Source organism: Fuscovulum sp. (assembly GCA_035192965.1).
Taxonomy (GTDB): domain Bacteria; phylum Pseudomonadota; class Alphaproteobacteria; order Rhodobacterales; family Rhodobacteraceae; genus Paragemmobacter.
In genome coordinates, this window is the sequence record CP136571.1 from 3,108,884 (window position 1) to 3,125,195 (window position 16,312).

The following is a 16,312-nucleotide window of genomic DNA, read 5'->3' on the forward strand; positions in this document are numbered from 1 at the left end:
GACTTTGGTCTGACGTGGCGTCAGACCTTGGGGCCATGGGCGGCGCGGACCGGTGGTCCGAGGGGCGGTGGCACAGGTCCGGCACGTCTGGCGCGACGCTGGCAGCGGTGGCCTGATCGCCTCACCGGGCAATTGCGCCCCCAAAAGGAGGATTGATCATGACATCCAAACTGAATCGTGCTTTCGCCCTGACCATCGCGCTTGGCATGGGCGGCATCCTGACTGTCGGCCCGGCTGCCGCCTCGCCCGGCCAGCCCTTCGCGACGCAAGAGTTCGGCGTAACCCTGCCTTCGCTGCACACCGACGGCTTCGAAACCGCGCGGCGCGGTCGTGGGGCCGATGATGGCGCAGGCCATACGCGCGGCGGCGGCAAGACCCGCGGTCGGGGCAAGGACGATGCCCCGAACCACGGCTGGATGGAACAGCAGACTGAAGACGTGATCTTTGCACGCCGTGGCCGCGGGGCCGATGACGGCGCAGGCCACACGCGTGGCGGCGGCAAGACCCGCGGGCGTGGCAAGGATGATGCCCCGAACCACGGCTGACACAGAGCACCGACCTGCCTGTCCGGTCATCAGTCATGGACAGGCGGGGTTGGTCTAGCGCCCGTCGCGCTGGCGAGGCCGCGCCGTTGGCTCGGCCGCAACTTCCCCCTCGATCCAGCCGCGAAAGGCCGCCAGCGCCGGGCGCGGCGGCAGGCCCTTGGGCCAGACCAGCCAATAGCTGCCCGCCGCCCGCACCGCGCCGCCCCAGGCCGGAACCAACCGCCCCGCCGCCAGATCCCCTTCGATCAGGAAGGTCGGCAACAGCGCCACGCCCAACCCATGCACCGCCGCCTGTTGCATCGTGGCGAACTGGTCAAACAGCATCCCTCCCGGCCTTTGCCCCGCCATGCCTTGCGCTGCGAACCAGCGGCCCCAATCCCCAGTGCGGCTTTCAATCTGCAACAGCGGCAGCGCCAGCAAATCCCCCGGCGCCGTCACCGTCGTGGCCAGCAGCGCAGGCGCGCAGACGGCCTGCACCTCCTCCGCCATCAGCAGCAAATGATCGGCCCCCGGCCAATCTGCCCGCCCGTAATGGATGGCGGCATCAAACCCTTCGGCCTCCATGTCGAACGGGCGCAGTCGAGTGGTCAACGTCAACGCCACCCCCGGATGCGCGGCCCGGAAATCGCGCAGACGCGGGGCCAGCCAATGCATCCCGAAAGCGGGCAGAATGGCCAGCGACAGACTTTCCCCGCCATCCCCCGCCCGCAGCCGCAGCGCCGCCTGCCCCAACACGCCCAGCGCCCGCCGCGCATCCGCCACGTAATCCCGCGCCGCAGGCGTCAACCGCAGCCTTTGGCGGTCGCGGATCAACAGCGTCACGCCCAGTTGCGCCTCCACCTCCTGCAAGGCGCGGCTGACCGCTCCTGGCGTCAGATTCAACTCCGCCGCCGCCGCCGTGGCCGTGCCCAAACGCTCCACAGCCTCCAGCGCCAACAGGCCTGACAGGCTGGGCAAATGGCGGCGCGGCGGGATCATGTGAGCTTACCTCAACAACCATACAGAATGTTTCGCTATAAATTCACAACATATGGCTTCATACAAGGCTCAACCCCGGCATGGCGCGACTCAGGCCTTGCTGGCACTCTCTCCAAACCCAACCGGAGGAACGGCCATGAGCCTCGACGCCCCGAAAACCACCGACAAACCCAAGCTGAAGGCAAAGGATGCGCCCGATCTGGCCCGCTTTGATTGGGAAGATCCCTTCCGCCTGAATGACCAACTGACCGAAGAAGAGCGGATGCTGCGCGATGGGGCCCGCGCCTATGCGCAGGAAAAGCTGCAACCCCGCGTCGTCGCGGCCTATCGCGAAGAAACCACCGACCCGTCGATCTTCCGCGAAATGGGCGAGATGGGCCTTCTGGGTGTGACTATCCCCGAAGAATACGGCGGCATCGGTGCGTCTTACGTGGCCTACGGCCTGATCGCACGCGAAGTGGAGCGTGTGGACAGCGGCTATCGGTCGATGATGTCGGTGCAATCGTCGCTGGTGATGTATCCCATCTACGCCTACGGCACCGAAGCACAGCGCCAGAAGTACCTGCCAAAACTCGCCTCGGGTGAATGGATCGGCTGCTTTGGCCTGACTGAACCCGATGCCGGGTCCGATCCGGCTGGCATGAAGACCACGGCGAAGAAAACCGCCAACGGCTACGTGCTGAACGGTGCGAAGATGTGGATTTCCAACGCCCCCATCGCCGACGTCTTCGTTGTCTGGGCCAAATCTGAGGCGCATGGCGGCAAGATCAAGGGCTTTGTCCTCGACAAGGGCACCAAAGGCCTGACCGCGCCCAAGGTGGGCGGCAAACTTTCCCTGCGCGCCTCCATCACGGGTGAGATCGTGATGAAGGATGTCGAGGTCGGCGAAGACGCCCTTCTTCCCCATGTCGAAGGCCTGAAAGGCCCCTTCGGCTGCCTCAACCGCGCGCGCTATGGCATTTCCTGGGGCGTCATGGGCGCTGCCGAGTTCTGCATGCACGCCGCCCGCCAATACGGACTCGACCGCAAGCAGTTCGGCAAACCGCTGGCCGGAACCCAGCTTTACCAGCTGAAACTCGCCAATATGATGACCGAGATTTCGCTTGGCCTGCAAGCCAGCCTCCGCGTTGGCCGCCTGCTGGACGAAGCGAACGCCGCGCCCGAAATGATCTCCATCATCAAGCGCAACAACTGCGGCAAGGCGCTGGATGCCGCCCGCTGGGCCCGCGACATGCATGGCGGCAATGGCATCCAAGAAGATTTCCAGATCATGCGCCATATGGTGAACCTGGAAACCGTGAACACCTATGAAGGCACGCATGACGTGCATGCCCTGATCCTCGGCCGCGCGATCACCGGGGTGCAGGCATTCTTCTGACGCCCTCCCCATAGGGCAAAATTCTTCCCGAAGAATTTTGCCACCCCACCGCCCCAATACCGGGCGGACCGCCACCGCACCGGTAAATTCTTCCAGAAGAATTTACCGGCCCCCCGCAGAAAACTTTTCCGGAAAAGTTTTCGGCGTTCCGCACTGTGCCGATCTGCACAAGTCTCTGTCGTTTTCAGGGATGACATGGCTGTTCTGGCGGCTAGGCTCAGGGCCATGACACACGCGCATTCCATCCCCGAGCTTGATGCCTATCTGGCCGCCCACCCCGGCACCCGCTTTCTTGATGCGGTGATGTTCGATTTATGCGGCACGGCCATCGGCAAACGCTATCCCATCCGCGATGCGGCAAAGGTTTGGTCCTCTGGCGTCGCCTTCTGCGCGGGCATTACCACGCTCGATGCGCTGGGGGCCTGCTGGGATGTCGAAGGCATCGGCTTCTCGGATGGTGACCCCGACGCGACCTCCTATCCGATCCCCGGTACGCTGGCCCCAGTTTCCTGGCAAGCCGACACAGCTCAGGTGCTGATCGCGCCCGCCCCGCCCGAAGGGCTGGCGCAATGGTGGTTCGATCCGCGAAGCATCCTTGCCAATGTCGTCGCGCGCTTTGCCGATCTGGGCCTGACGCCAGTGGTCGCCTGCGAGTTGGAATTCTACCTCGTCGATCCCGCCCGCGATGCGCAGGGCCGCATTGCCCCTGCACGCCCCGCAAAGTCCGGCCGTGCGCCGGAAGCGCCGCGCGTGCTGGCTTTTGACAAGCTTGACGAATGGGCCGGAGTGCTGGCCGAAATCGACGCCGCCTGCATCGCGCAAGACGTCCCCGCAGGGGCTGCTACCGCCGAATATGGCGGTGCGCAATTCGAAGTGAACCTCGGTCACCTGCCCGATCCCGTTCGCGCCGCCGATCACGCCCTCATGCTGCGTCGCATCGTAAAGGGGGTGGCCGGCCGCCACGGGCTTGACGCCACCTTCATGTCAAAACCCTTTGCCGATCAGTCCGGGTCCGGCCTGCACATCCACCTCAGCCTCGTGGATGATCAGGGCCGCAATGTCTTTGATGATCGCCTGCCTACGGGCGACACCCTTCTTGGCCATGCCATCGCCGGGCTGCAAGCCACGACCCATGACGCCATGGCAATCTTTGCGCCCAACCTGAACGCCTATCGCCGCTTCGCGCCCAATCAGTTTGTTCCCGTCAACACGTCATGGGGCACCAACAACCGCTCGGTCAGCTTCCGCATCCCGGCTGGCGGCGGCGCGGCGCGGCGGATCGAACACCGCATTGCGGGGGCCGAGGCGAACCCCTATCTGGCGATGGCCGCCGTTCTGGCAGGCGTCCACCATGGGCTGGCACACCGCCTGTCCCCCACGCCCCCCTCCACCGGCAATGCAGGCGAAGAGGCTGATCCCGCCATGCCCTTGAAGCTCTGGACAGCGCTGGATCGGCTGGAAAGCTCCGCCCTCATGGCCGAATACCTCGGCCCCCGCTACCCCGCCGCCTATGCCACCATCAAGCGCGCGGAGTTCGAGGCGTTCATGGCCGATGTCCTGCCCCGCGAATATGACTGGTATCTGTGAGATGCACCGATGACCCAACCAACCCGCATCGGCGGCATCTCCTTCTGGTATGCCGATATCGGCCTGCCCAAAACCCGCCGCGCGCCGCTGGCGGGCGACACCAAAGCTGACGTCTGCATCATCGGCGCGGGCTACACTGGGCTGTGGTCGGCCTATTACCTTAAAAAGGCCGATCCCGGCCTGAATATTGTCATCTGCGAAAAGGATTTCGCGGGTTTCGGCGCGTCGGGCCGCAATGGCGGCTGGCTGACAGGCGGCTTTGCCTGGAACCACGACCGCTACCTTGCAACCTCGGATGAGGCATCCGTCCGCGCCATGGTGCAGGCCATGAACGGCACCGTGGACGAGATCATCCGCGTGGCAGGGGTCGAGGGGATCGAGGCGGACATCCTGCGCACGGATGAGTTGATGGTCGCCACCACCCCGGCCCAACTGGCGCGGTGTGAGGCCGAGGTCGCCCACCGCCGCCACTGGGGCGAGGATCGCGTCCACATGATCGGTGCAGGCCAGACCGCGAGCCGCGTGAACATTCCCGGCGTTCTGGGCGCGATGGTCGTGGGCGGCGTGGCCCGCGTGCAGCCCGCCAAACTGGTCCGGGGTCTGGCGCAGATCGTCGAGGCGATGGGCGTCCGCCTGTGCGAGGAAACAGAGGTCACCGCCATCGCCCCCGGCCGCGTCACCACCAAACGCGGCACCGTCACCGCCCACACCATCCTGCGCTGCACGGAAGGCTTCACCGCCACCCTGCCGGGGCTGAAACGCGAATGGCTCCCGCTCAATTCCGCGCAGATCGCGACTGAACCCCTGCCGCCCGAAGTCTGGGCAGAGATCGGCTGGCACGGCCATGAAATCCTTGGCGATTTCGCCAATGCCTATTGCTATTGCCAACGCACGCGCGAAGGCCGCATCACCGTAGGCGCACGGGGCGTGCCCTATCGCTTTGGCTCGGCCATCGACAATTCCGGTGCGCCAGATCCTGAAACGATCCGCCGCCTGACCGCCATCCTGCACACTCATTTCCCGGCCACCAAACGCTATCGCATCGACCACGCCTGGTGCGGCGTGATCGGCGTGCCGCGCGACTGGTGCACGACGGCGGGGCTGGACCCGGTCACCCGTATCGGCTGGGCCGGGGGCTATGTGGGGGTGGGCGTCTCAACCTCCAACCTCTCCGGCCGCACGCTGACGGACCTTACCCTAGACCGTGAAACCGACCTTACCCGCCTGCCCTGGGTCAACCGTCGGGTGCGCAAATGGGAACCCGAACCGCTGCGCTGGCTCGGGGTGCACGGGATGTATGGCCTCTACGGTATGGCCGACCGGCGCGAGATTGCCCGACAAGGCCCGCCCTCACGGCTGGCGAAATTCGGCAACTGGCTGACGGGGCGCTGAATGACCCGCGCCCTGATCTTCGATCTTGACGGCACGCTCGTCGATAGCGCCCCCGACATTCACGCCGGGGTCAACGCCCTGCTGGCCGAAGACGGCCACGCCCCCCTGTCATTTGAAACTGTGCGCGGCTTCATTGGGGGCGGCGTGCCGATCCTGATCACCCGTGTGATCCACGCCCTCGGCTTGCCCGACGATTCCGCCCGCCACGCCGATCTCTGCGCCCGCTTCATCGAAGGGTATGAACATGATCCCGGCGGGTTGACCCGCCCCTATCCGGGGGTGGAAGCCGCGCTGGATGCCATCGACCTGCCTATGGGCCTTTGCACCAACAAACCCGAAGGCCCGACCCGCGCGCTGCTGGCGCATCTGGGCTGGACGCATCGCTTTCCGATGCTGGTCTGCGGCGATACGCTGCCCGTGCGCAAACCCGATCCCGCGCCGCTGCACCACGCCGTGGCCGCCATCGGCGGTGGCCCTGTCTGGTTCGTGGGTGACAGCGAAGTGGATGCCGAAACCGCACAGCGCGCCGCCGTGCCGCTTCTGCTTTTCACCCAAGGATATCGCAAAACGCCGCTGGCAGACCTGCCGCATCACGCCGCCTTTGACCATTGGGCCGACTTTCCCACCCTGCTGCGCCCCCAAAACGATTTCTGACGCAGAAATCGCGCCGAAATCTGACACAGATTTCGATCACCCCGAAACGCGCACATCAAAAAGGGGCCACCGGCCCCTTAAAATTCTGCGTCAGAATTTTCCGCGAAATTTGCGTAAAATTTCGCCGTCAGACCACCGTCACCCGCAGCCCATCCGGCCCCTGCCGCAGTCCCGGCACCAATGCCGAACCTTCCAGCCTGATCCCACGCCACAGCGCAGCCTCGGCAAAATCCGCAACCCTCCCGCGCAGCGCGGGCGGCTCATACAGTTCCACGATAGATGCCCCCAGCCCAAGGAAACGCACCCGCGTCACCCCGTCATCCCGCAGCAGATCATTCGCCGCCATCTGCGCAAATCCCAGCCCCAGAAAGAACGCCTCGGTCGCCGCAAGATCGGTGCAGGGAATGCCCAGATGATCATGCCCGGGCAAGCCATCGCGGACCGGGCCGCCCAGACGCGCGCAAAGCTCGATCCGCGCCCCTTCCGGCCCCTGCAGGAACACATAGCGCACACCCGTGCCCCAGAATTCGGCAATCTCGCGCGGGCCATTGGGCGTCGTCGCCTCCAGCCGCGCACCGCGCGCGATCAAGGAGGCCAGCGCCGCATCCACATCCCTCACCGCCAGCGCCAGATGGTCGATCCGGCCATGCCCGGCGGGGCTGTCCGCCGCCACCAGAGCGACCGCCTGATCCCCCAGCCGCAGCAGCGCCTCATCGCCGGAAAAGCCGAACACGTCACGCAGCATCGCCGCTGCGGCGGCCATGTCGGTTACCGCCAGTTCGGGGATCAATGTCATCACTGCGGCCATGTCTCCCCCCGTTCGCACCTGGACCCATCACCCTTCGCCTGTGGCAGATGCGCGGGCCGCAATCAATATGCGATGGCGCATTTTGCGGCGAAGAAACCGCAATGCTGCACGGTAACGTTCAATTTCCCTCCACCTTTCTTGACTTTGGCCATCCATAGGTGAATGCAGGGTTCAGCAATTTTAATAGACGACCATTTCACCGCAACGTCTGGTCGCCCATTCCGCGCAAAGGCCCATTCCCATGGTCAAACGTCTCATCATCGCGATCATCCTGCTTGGCGCCATCGGCGGCGGTCTCGTCTGGTTCAACATGTTCCGCGACAACATGATCACCCAGATCTTCGCCAACATGCCGCAACAGCCCGCCACCGTGTCGACGGTCGAAGCAAAGCCCGTCACCTGGACCCCGGTGATCGAGGCGATCGGAACCGTCAATGCCGCACAGGGCGTGGACCTGACCGTGGAAAGCGCGGGTGTGGTGAAAGAGATCCTGTTCCAGCCCAACACGACGGTTGAGGCAGGCGCCCTTCTCCTGCGGCTCGATGATGTGGTGCAGACCGCGGATGTCGAGGCTGCGCGTACCCAGGCCGAACTGGAACGCGGCAATCTCGCCCGCGCACAGGATCTGACGCGCCGGGGTGTCACCACCAATGTCTCGCTCGACCAGACTCAGGCCGCAGCGCAGGCCGCCGAGGCGCAGCTTGCCCGCGCCAATGCCGTGCTGGAACAGCGCCAGCTGGCCGCGCCCTTCGCTGGCACCATAGGCCTGCCGCGTGTCGATCTGGGCCAGTACGTCGCGCCCGGAACCATCGTAGCCACACTGCAGGATATCTCGTCCATGCGGGTGGATTTCAGCCTGCCGGAACAGGATCTGCCGCTGCTGTCCATCGGGCAGAAGATCGAAGTGCAGATTGAAGGTCTGGATGAAACCTTCCCGGGCGAGCTGACGGGGATCGATCCCCGCGTCGACCCCGCAACCCGCCTTGTCGCGCTGCGCGGGTCCATCACCAATGCCCAAGGAAAGCTGACCCCCGGCCAGTTCGTCCGCATTCAGGTGGGCTTGCCCGCCGAAGAAGGCGTCATCGCCCTGCCCCAGACAGCGCTCTCCACCAGCCTTTATGGTGACTACGTCTATCTTGTCCGCCCCTCGGAAGAGGATGCCGAAAAGCTTGTCGTGGCTCAGGTCTTCGTCAAACCCGGCCGCCGTTCAGGCGGCGTGGTGGAAATCGCCGAGGGCGTGGCCTCCGGTGATCAGGTCGTCAGCGCAGGCCAGAACCGCCTGAGCAATGGCCAGCCTGCCATCGTTGACAACGCGGTCAACCCCGCCGCCGCCGCAACTGGCCCTGCTGTCGGAGCAGATCAATGAGCCCGTCAGACATCTTCATCAAGCGCCCGGTCCTCTCTACCGTCCTTGGCCTGCTGATCCTGCTTCTGGGCCTGCAAGGGTTCTTCAACCTGCAAATCCGGGAATACCCCGAGGTGGAGGAAACGGTGGTCACCATCACCACCGTCTATCCAGGCGCGGCGCCCGACCTTATTCAGGGCTTCATCACCGCCCCCATCGCCGCCGCCGTGGCGACGACCGAGAATGTCGATTACATCACCTCTACCTCCTCGCCTTCCGCCTCCACCGTCACGGTGAACATGCGCCTGGGGGCCAACCCCGACGTGGCGCTGACAGAAGTGATGTCCAAGGTGCAGCAGGTGCGGTCCCGCCTGCCCGCCGAGGCCGAGGATCCCACCATCGTCAAAGGCACGGGGATGACCTTCGCCACCATGTATCTGGCGATGCAGAACCCCAATATGACATCGGAACAGGTCACCGAATACATCGAACGCGTGATCCGCCCCCGCATGTCCACCATCCCCGGCGTGGCCGAAATCCAGGTGCTGGGCGGGCAGACCTATGCCATGCGCATCTGGATCGACCCGATCCGCCTTGCTGGCCGTGGCCTGACCGCGGCCGAGGTGCTGGGTGCCGTGAACAACGCCAACTTCCTTGCCGCTCCGGGCAAGACCAAGGGCGAATTCACCGCCTATTCCATCACCATGGAAACCACCCTCCAAACGCCCGAGGCTTTCGCCGCCCTGCCCATTTCCGGCACGGGTGATGATGTCGTCCGTCTGGCCGATGTGGCGCGGGTGGAATTGGCGGCCGAGTCCACAGACACGATCGTGAACTTCAACGGCGAACCCGGCACCTTCATCGGCGTCTTCCCCACCCCGGGGGCGAACCCGCTGGACATGTCCACCGCCGTTCTGGCCGAACTGCCCATCATCCAGTCCAGCCTGCCGCAGGGCATGAGCATGACGCTGATGTATGACGCGACAGAGCAGATCAGCGCCTCGATCAACGAAGTGTTCAAGACAATCGCCGAGGCGGTCGCCATCGTCATCGTGATCATCCTGCTGTTCTTGGGCTCTTTCCGGTCGGTGCTGATGCCCGTGGTCACGATCCCGCTGTCCCTTCTGGGCGTGCTTTTCGTGCTCTACCTGTTCGGCTATTCGATCAACCTTCTGTCCCTGCTTGCCATGGTTCTGGCCATCGGCCTTGTGGTGGATGATGCCATCGTCGTTGTGGAAAACATCCACCGCCATATCGAGGAAGGCTTCCGCCCGATTCAGGCCGCCTTCATGGGGATGAAGGAAATCTACGGCGCGGTTGTCGCCATGACGATCACCCTCGCCGCCGTCTTTGCGCCGCTTGCCTTTACCGGCGGCCTGACCGGATCGCTGTTTCGCGAATTCGCCGTCACGCTGGCCGGCGCGGTGATCATTTCCGGCATCGTGGCCGTGACGATCACCCCCATGATGTCGGCCCGCCTCCTGCAAAAGGGCAACCACTCCCGCTTCCAGATCGCCGTCGACCGCGCCTTCGACAGGCTGGCAGGCTGGTATGAACGCCGCGTCAACGGCTCGCTCGACTATCGCGCCATCACCATCCTGATGGTCGTCGTTCTGGCCGGGCTGACGGGGTATCTGTTCACCAAAACCTCAACCGAGCTTGCCCCGGAAGAGGATTCCGGCGCGCTTTTCGCCTTCGTCAACGCGCCGCCCTATGCCACGTCCGAATACACCCGCACCTATATCGACCAGATGCGCGAACTCACGAAGGACCTGCCCGAGCTGTCGGCCAACTTCTCCATCGTGGGGTTTGGCGGGGCCACGAATTCCGGCATCGCGCTCTGGGCCTTCAAGGACTGGTCCGAACGGGATCGGTCACAGGCCGAACTGCAAGCTGATCTTCAAGGCAAGATCAGCGCCGTCGCCGGGGTGCAGGCTTTTGTCTTCGCGCCCCCCTCGCTGCCCGGTGCGGGCGGTGGCCTGCCCATTAGCGTGATCCTGCAATCCACTGGACCTTCCGACCGCATCTTCGAAGTGGCCGAAGAGATCAAGGCCGCAGCACAGGCCTCGGGCCGCTTCATCGTGGTGCAGAACTCGTTGTCCTACAACTCCACACAGATCACGATGAAGATTGACCGCGAACGCGCCGCCGCACTGAACCTGCCCGCGCGCGACATCGGCACGACGTTGGGGTTGCTCGTTGGTGGCGGGGCCGTCGCGCAATTCGACCGCGACAGCAACAGCTATGATGTGATCATGCAGGTGCCCGAGGAATACCGAAACAACCCCGAACGGCTGACCGATTTCTTCATCCGTTCCGCCAGCGGCCAGATGGTGCCGCTCTCGGCAGTGGTGACAGTGGAAACCAAGGTCGCCCCCAGCGCCATCGAACAGTTCAACCAGCTCAACTCCACCACCATCAGCGCGCTGCCCATCCCCGGTGTCTCTACCGGCGATGCCCTGCAGGTGATCGTGGATGAGGCGGAAAAGGTCATGCCCGACGGGTTCTTCATCGACTATTCCGGCCAATCCCGGCTCGAGGTGACGGAAGGCAACACGATCCTGCTGGCTTTTGGCCTTGCCGTGGTGGTGATCTACCTCGTGCTGGCCGCGCAGTTCGAAAGCTTCCGCGATCCGCTCATCATCATGATGTCGGTGCCCCTGTCGATCTTCGGGGCCATCGTGCCGCTGAACCTCGGCCTTGGCACGCTGAACATCTACACGCAGGTGGGGCTGATCACCCTGATCGGGCTGATCACCAAACACGGCATCCTGCTGGTGGAATTTGCCAATCAGGCCCGCCGCGAACGCGGCCTGTCCGCGCGTGAGGCCATCGTCGCCGCCGCCAAAACCCGCTTGCGGCCGATCCTGATGACAACCGCCGCCATGGCACTGGGGGTGATCCCGCTCATCATCGCCGATGGCGCAGGCGCCGCCGCGCGCTATTCGGTCGGTCTGGTGATCTTCTCGGGCATCACCATCGGCACGATGTTCACGCTCTTCGTGGTACCGGCCTTCTATACGCTGATTTCACGCAAGGAACTGGCGAAACCGGTGGAAGATCCGGTGGCAAGCCACTGAAAGCAAGGTGGCGATCCGCTCCATCGGATCGCCACCTTGCTGCAGATTTTTCGCAAAAAAATCGCTTCTTTACACGCCATCCACAATCACCAAGGCCACCTCTGCCGCGCCCTCCCGCGCAGCACGCGCCGCCTGATATTCGGCTGACGCATAGCACGCCCGCGCCGATGCCAGATCGGGAAACACGATCACCACATGCCGCGCTTGCTGCGGCCCTTCCAGCACATACGATTCCCCACCTCGCGCCAGAAACTGCCCGCCAAACCGGGCGAAGGCCGCCGGGGCGAGGGCCTGATACGCCTTGTATCGTTCGGGATCGGTGACCGTGACATGCGCAATCCAATAGGCCGCCATCATGCGCCCTCCAACATCCGCCGCGCGATCTCGGCCGCCTCGCGCAAGTGATCCTCCACCGCCTGCCGCGCCGCGCCCGCATCATTGGCGGCAATCGCCGCTGCGATGCGCGCCATGCGCGCGCGGCCGGGCACCGCCCGGTCTGCCACAGTCAGCGTCAGCGCGCGCAGCCGGCTGATCCGCCCGTTCAGGCGCTGCACAATCTCCCAGGCGATGTCATGCCCGGCGGCGCGAAAGATCACCTCATAGAACTGCGTCGTCGCCTCAAAAACGGCATCTTCGGCGCCCGTCGCCGCCTCCAGCGCGGCCAGCGCCGCCGCCAGATCGGCCTTCACCGCGTCATCTGCCACCGCCGCGCAACCCGCCGCCGCCGATCCCTCCAGAAGCAGCCGGATGTCATAGATCTGCCGCGCCTGCGCCCAGTCCATCCGCGCCACCACCGGCCCCCGGTTGGGCAGGCTTTCCACCAGCCCTTCCGCCTCCAGTATCCGGATCACCTCGCGCACAACCGACCGGCTGACGCCCAGCTGATCGCACAGCGTCCGCTCCACCAGCCGCGCGCCGGATGGAAAGCGCCCCGCGATGATCGCAGCCCGCATCCGGCCCAGCACGATTTCGCGCAGGGTCTGCGGCATCTGGTCGATCCGCAATTCGGCGCGCAATTCCGCCTGCATTTCAGGATGTGCTGCCTGTTCCATCACCCCACCCTAGCGCCCGCGCCCCATCCGGGCAACGACTCATTGACATACGATCTTATGGTATACCAACATACAACTAACAGCAAAGCCCGAGGTTCCGATGCCCGCCCAGATCCGCAAAACCCTTCTTCATGTCGAAACCACGCTGATCGAAGGCGGCCGCGCTGCGCCCAAACCGCTGAAGCTGATCGCGGCGGCGGCCGTGATCCGCAACCCTTGGGCCGGGATGGGCTTTGTCGAAGACCTGAAACCCGCCATTCACGACGTGGCCCCCGAACTTGGCGCATTGCTGACCGGAATGATCCTTGATGCCGCAGGCGGTGGCGATGCCGTCGAAGGCTACGGCAAGGCCGCAGTCGTGGGGCTCGACGGCGAAGTGGAACACGCCTCCGCCCTGATCCACACCCTGCGCTTTGGCAACCACTACCGGCAGGCCGTGGGGGCCAAGACCTATCTCGCCTTCACCAACATCCGCGGCGGGGCCAACACGCCCGTCATGATCCCCTTGATGGACAAGAATGACGAAGGCCGCCGCTCGCATTACCTGACAATCCATTTCGCCATCCCCGACGCACCCGCTGCCGATGAAATCGTCGTGGCCCTCGGCGCCTCTATCGGGGGCCGCCCGCATCACCGCATCGGTGACCGATATCAAGACCTCAAGGATCTGGGCCATGATGTATCGAACCCTGCCTCTGTCTGACGGGGCCGCGGTCGGCCTCATCGAGGTCGGCCCCCCGGGAAATGGCGGCGAACCGCTCCTGCTGATCCATGGCGTGGGCCTCAACGCCCGCGCCTGGGCCCCACAAATCGCGGCGCTGGCCGCCACCACCCGGGTGTTTGCCGTGGATATGCCGGGCCATGGCCGCTCTGCCCCCCTGCCCCAAGGCGCGCGCCTGCCTGATTACGTCGACTGGGCCGCGCGCGTGATCACTGCCCTTGGCGTGGGTGCGGTGAACGTCGCAGGCCATTCCATGGGCGCGCTGATCGCCACCGGGCTTGCCGCCGATTATCCCGAACTCATCCGCCGCATCGCCATCCTGAACGCCGTCCACCGCCGCACGCCCGAGGCGCGCGCCGCCGTCACCGCCCGCGCCGATGCCATGGCCGCAGGCGAGTTTGACGCCATCGCCCCCCTCAAACGCTGGTTCACCGACGACGCGCAGGATGCCACCCCCCGCGCCCAAGTCGCCCGCTGGCTGGCCGAGGTCAGCCGCGACGGCTACGCCGCCGCCTACCGCGCCTTCGCCACCGGCGATGATATCTATGCCGACCGCTGGGCCGCCATCACCTGCCCCGCCCTTGTCCTGACAGGCGATGGTGATCCGAACTCCACCCCCGACATGACCCGCCTGATGGCCGCCACCGCCCCGCGCGGCCGCGCCATCGTGATCGAAGGCCATCGTCACATGGTCAACCTCACCGCCCCCGACCGCGTGACAGCGGCACTCCGCGACTGGTTGCAAACGCCCCTGATGGCCGAAACCGAAGGGCTGCGCGCATGACCCAACCGCAAGATCCCCGCCGGGCCCTGCGCGATGCCTTTGGCACCTTCATGACCGGGGTCACTGTCGTGACGGCACTGGATGACGCAGACCACCCCTTGGGTTTCACCGCAAATTCCTTTGCCTCCGTCTCGCTCGACCCGCCGCTTCTGCTTGTGCAGATCGCCAAAACCTCCGCCAACTATCCGGCCTTCACCTCTGGTCGTGGCTTTGCCGTGAACATCCTTGCCGAAGGCCAGAAGGACATCTCCAACACCTTCGCCCGCCCCGCTGCCGACCGCTTCGCCGGGATCGACTGGCAGCCCGGCCCCCATGGCGCACCGATCCTGCCCGATGTGGCCGCCTGGTTCGATTGCAGCACGCACCAGATCATCGACGCCGGTGATCACGCCATCCTTCTTGGCCGGATTGAGGCGTTTCACGCCACCCCAGCCCCCGGCCTTGGCTACTATCGCGGCACCTACTTCACCCCCGTCGCCACGCAGGCCACTGTCCCAACCGGGCCGGATATCATCGTCTCAGCCATCCTCGAACGCGACGGGCAGGTGCTGCTGATCGACGATGGTTTTGGCGGTCTGACCCTTCCCACCGCCCGCGTGGGCCGCGACGGCACCGCCGCTGCGCTGGCCGCGCTGATCGCGCAAAGCGGCATAGATGCCGCCCCCGGCCCACTCTATTCCGTTTACGAAGACGTGGCCCGCGCCCAGCAGCACATCGCCTTTCGGTGCCCCGCCACGGCAGGCACACCCGCCAAAGGAGCCTTCGTCGACCTCTCCCCCGCCTCTTTCGCCGAGGTCACCGATCAAGCCCTGCGCACCATGCTGGAACGGCTGTCGGATGAATCGCGCATGGGCAATTACGGCATCTATTTCGGCAATCAGAATGCTGGCCGCATCGCGCTGGTCACAGAAGGCCCAGTCACGGAAGGAACGGCCCTATGAAATTCTCGCTCTTCCTGCACATGGAACGGATCAGCCCTTCTGACGGCGAACAGCGCCTGTATCGAGAAATGCTGGAACTGTGCCACATGGCCGATGAGGGCGGGATGCACGCCATCTGGACGGGCGAACACCACGGCATGTCCTTCACCATCGCGCCCAATCCCCTGCTCAATCTTGTCGATATCGCGCGCCGCACCAAACATGTCCGCCTTGGCACCGGCACCGTGATCGCCCCCTTCTGGCATCCCATCCGGCTGGCGGGTGAGGCGGCGATGGCCGATCTGATCATGGATGGCCGGCTTGAACTGGGCATCGCGCGCGGGGCTTACAGTTTTGAATACGAACGCATTCTTCCCGGTCTGGATGCCTGGAACGCGGGCGGGCGGATGCGCGAACTGATCCCTGCAATAAAGGGGCTTTGGGCGGGCGATTACGCGCTCGACGGGCAGTATTGGCAATTTCCGGCCACCACATCGGCCCCCAAACCGCTGCAACAGCCGCACCCTCCCATCTGGGTCGCCGCGCGCGATCCCAACAGCCATGAATTCGCCGTCTCACAGGGCTGCAACGTCCAATGCACGCCCCTGCACAACCCGCATGATGAGGTGGTCAGCCTGATGCAGCGATTCAATGATGCCTGCGCCAAGACGCCCGAAATTCCCCGCCCGCGCATCATGGTTCTGCAACATGGCTATGTCGCCTCTGACGCTGCCGATGCCAATGTCGCGGCGCAGGAACTCAACCACTTCTACAACTATTTCGGCGCCTGGTTCCTGAACAAACGCCCGGTCACCCAAGGCCTGATCGAACCCCTGACCAACGCCGAGATCGCCGCCCATCCCTTCTATTCGGCCGAAGTTATGCGGAAAAACCTCCTGATCGGCGACAAGTTTGAGGTGATCGACAAGCTGGCCGCGATCAAGGCGCTGGGGTATGACGAATTCTCGCTCTGGATCGACAGCGGCCAATCCTTCGCCCGAAAGCGCGACAGCCTGAAACGCTTCATCGACGATGTAATGCCCGCCTTCGCCTGAGGCCCCTGCAAGG

Annotated in this window: 15 protein-coding genes; 11 read left to right on the plus strand and 4 right to left on the minus strand. The window is 64.7% G+C overall.

Annotated features, from left to right (window positions below; genetic code table 11):
• Positions 1–158 precede the first annotated feature (158 nt).
• Positions 159–545 carry a hypothetical protein gene (locus tag RSE12_15215; GenBank protein WRH61708.1) on the plus strand — a complete coding sequence of 129 codons (387 nt, stop codon included), beginning with the start codon at positions 159–161 and terminating at the stop codon, positions 543–545.
• Positions 546–599: 54 nt separating this feature from the next.
• On the opposite strand, the gene RSE12_15220 is transcribed toward RSE12_15215, so the two are convergent.
• Positions 600–1,523, minus strand: coding sequence for a LysR substrate-binding domain-containing protein (locus RSE12_15220; protein WRH61709.1), 924 nt, complete (start codon positions 1,521–1,523; stop codon positions 600–602).
• Positions 1,524–1,659: 136 nt separating this feature from the next.
• Between RSE12_15220 and RSE12_15225 the strand changes: the two genes are divergently transcribed.
• The 4 genes from RSE12_15225 to gph all read left to right on the plus strand — a co-directional run bounded on the left by RSE12_15225 (position 1,660) and on the right by gph (position 6,534).
• A complete protein-coding gene (locus tag RSE12_15225) occupies positions 1,660–2,901 on the plus strand; it encodes an acyl-CoA dehydrogenase (GenBank protein ID WRH61710.1) in 1,242 nt (413 codons plus the stop codon).
• Between the two features lie 225 nt (positions 2,902–3,126).
• On the plus strand, positions 3,127–4,488 hold the full coding sequence (locus RSE12_15230; protein ID WRH61711.1) for a glutamine synthetase family protein: 1,362 nt from the start codon (positions 3,127–3,129) through the stop codon (positions 4,486–4,488).
• A gap of 9 nt (positions 4,489–4,497) precedes the next feature.
• Positions 4,498–5,880 (plus strand): FAD-binding oxidoreductase, encoded by a 1,383-nt coding sequence (locus tag RSE12_15235; protein WRH61712.1) that lies wholly within the window; start codon positions 4,498–4,500, stop codon positions 5,878–5,880.
• Positions 5,881–6,534, plus strand: coding sequence for a phosphoglycolate phosphatase (gene gph, locus RSE12_15240; protein WRH61713.1), 654 nt, complete (start codon positions 5,881–5,883; stop codon positions 6,532–6,534). It begins immediately after the preceding gene.
• Positions 6,535–6,661: 127 nt separating this feature from the next.
• Here the strand turns inward: gph and RSE12_15245 are convergent, their stop codons facing one another.
• Positions 6,662–7,342, minus strand: a complete 681-nt coding sequence (locus tag RSE12_15245; GenBank protein ID WRH61714.1) for a hypothetical protein — start codon at positions 7,340–7,342, stop codon at positions 6,662–6,664.
• 241 nt (positions 7,343–7,583) lie between these two features.
• Between RSE12_15245 and RSE12_15250 the strand changes: the two genes are divergently transcribed.
• Entirely contained in the window at positions 7,584–8,708 is a 1,125-nt protein-coding gene (locus tag RSE12_15250) for an efflux RND transporter periplasmic adaptor subunit (protein WRH61715.1), read from the plus strand.
• The gene (locus RSE12_15255) at positions 8,705–11,767 is read left to right on the plus strand and encodes an efflux RND transporter permease subunit (GenBank protein ID WRH61716.1); all 3,063 of its coding nucleotides are present in this window, start codon (positions 8,705–8,707) and stop codon (positions 11,765–11,767) included. Before RSE12_15250 ends, RSE12_15255 begins: the two co-directional genes overlap by 4 nt.
• A 69-nt stretch (positions 11,768–11,836) precedes the next feature.
• On the opposite strand, the gene RSE12_15260 is transcribed toward RSE12_15255, so the two are convergent.
• Positions 11,837–12,124, minus strand: a complete 288-nt coding sequence (locus RSE12_15260; GenBank protein WRH61717.1) for a DUF1330 domain-containing protein — start codon at positions 12,122–12,124, stop codon at positions 11,837–11,839.
• Positions 12,121–12,819 (minus strand): GntR family transcriptional regulator, encoded by a 699-nt coding sequence (locus RSE12_15265; GenBank protein ID WRH61718.1) that lies wholly within the window; start codon positions 12,817–12,819, stop codon positions 12,121–12,123. The genes RSE12_15260 and RSE12_15265 overlap by 4 nt, the downstream gene beginning before the upstream one ends.
• Before the next feature lie 100 nt (positions 12,820–12,919).
• Here RSE12_15265 and RSE12_15270 point away from each other — a divergent pair, with 100 nt between their 5' ends.
• The 4 genes from RSE12_15270 to RSE12_15285 are packed head-to-tail and all read left to right on the plus strand — an operon-like array spanning position 12,920 to position 16,299.
• On the plus strand, positions 12,920–13,522 hold the full coding sequence (locus RSE12_15270) for an amino acid synthesis family protein (protein WRH61719.1): 603 nt from the start codon (positions 12,920–12,922) through the stop codon (positions 13,520–13,522).
• Positions 13,494–14,324 carry an alpha/beta fold hydrolase gene (locus tag RSE12_15275; GenBank protein WRH61720.1) on the plus strand — a complete coding sequence of 277 codons (831 nt, stop codon included), beginning with the start codon at positions 13,494–13,496 and terminating at the stop codon, positions 14,322–14,324. The genes RSE12_15270 and RSE12_15275 overlap by 29 nt, the downstream gene beginning before the upstream one ends.
• A complete protein-coding gene (locus RSE12_15280) occupies positions 14,321–15,265 on the plus strand; it encodes a flavin reductase family protein (GenBank protein WRH61721.1) in 945 nt (314 codons plus the stop codon). Before RSE12_15275 ends, RSE12_15280 begins: the two co-directional genes overlap by 4 nt.
• On the plus strand, positions 15,262–16,299 hold the full coding sequence (locus RSE12_15285; protein ID WRH61722.1) for an LLM class flavin-dependent oxidoreductase: 1,038 nt from the start codon (positions 15,262–15,264) through the stop codon (positions 16,297–16,299). Before RSE12_15280 ends, RSE12_15285 begins: the two co-directional genes overlap by 4 nt.
• The last annotated feature ends 13 nt before the right edge of the window (positions 16,300–16,312 follow it).

Coding starts and splice junctions, on each gene's coding strand:
- RSE12_15245 (WRH61714.1), bottom strand. CDS start 7,342: ATGGCCGCAGTGATGACATTGATCCCCGAACTGGCGGTAACCGACATG.
- RSE12_15275 (WRH61720.1), top strand. CDS start 13,494: ATGATGTATCGAACCCTGCCTCTGTCTGACGGGGCCGCGGTCGGCCTC.
- gph (WRH61713.1), top strand. CDS start 5,881: ATGACCCGCGCCCTGATCTTCGATCTTGACGGCACGCTCGTCGATAGC.
- RSE12_15270 (WRH61719.1), top strand. CDS start 12,920: ATGCCCGCCCAGATCCGCAAAACCCTTCTTCATGTCGAAACCACGCTG.
- RSE12_15215 (WRH61708.1), top strand. CDS start 159: ATGACATCCAAACTGAATCGTGCTTTCGCCCTGACCATCGCGCTTGGC.
- RSE12_15225 (WRH61710.1), top strand. CDS start 1,660: ATGAGCCTCGACGCCCCGAAAACCACCGACAAACCCAAGCTGAAGGCA.
- RSE12_15235 (WRH61712.1), top strand. CDS start 4,498: ATGACCCAACCAACCCGCATCGGCGGCATCTCCTTCTGGTATGCCGAT.
- RSE12_15255 (WRH61716.1), top strand. CDS start 8,705: ATGAGCCCGTCAGACATCTTCATCAAGCGCCCGGTCCTCTCTACCGTC.
- RSE12_15280 (WRH61721.1), top strand. CDS start 14,321: ATGACCCAACCGCAAGATCCCCGCCGGGCCCTGCGCGATGCCTTTGGC.
- RSE12_15285 (WRH61722.1), top strand. CDS start 15,262: ATGAAATTCTCGCTCTTCCTGCACATGGAACGGATCAGCCCTTCTGAC.
- RSE12_15265 (WRH61718.1), bottom strand. CDS start 12,819: ATGGAACAGGCAGCACATCCTGAAATGCAGGCGGAATTGCGCGCCGAA.
- RSE12_15230 (WRH61711.1), top strand. CDS start 3,127: ATGACACACGCGCATTCCATCCCCGAGCTTGATGCCTATCTGGCCGCC.
- RSE12_15220 (WRH61709.1), bottom strand. CDS start 1,523: ATGATCCCGCCGCGCCGCCATTTGCCCAGCCTGTCAGGCCTGTTGGCG.
- RSE12_15250 (WRH61715.1), top strand. CDS start 7,584: ATGGTCAAACGTCTCATCATCGCGATCATCCTGCTTGGCGCCATCGGC.
- RSE12_15260 (WRH61717.1), bottom strand. CDS start 12,124: ATGATGGCGGCCTATTGGATTGCGCATGTCACGGTCACCGATCCCGAA.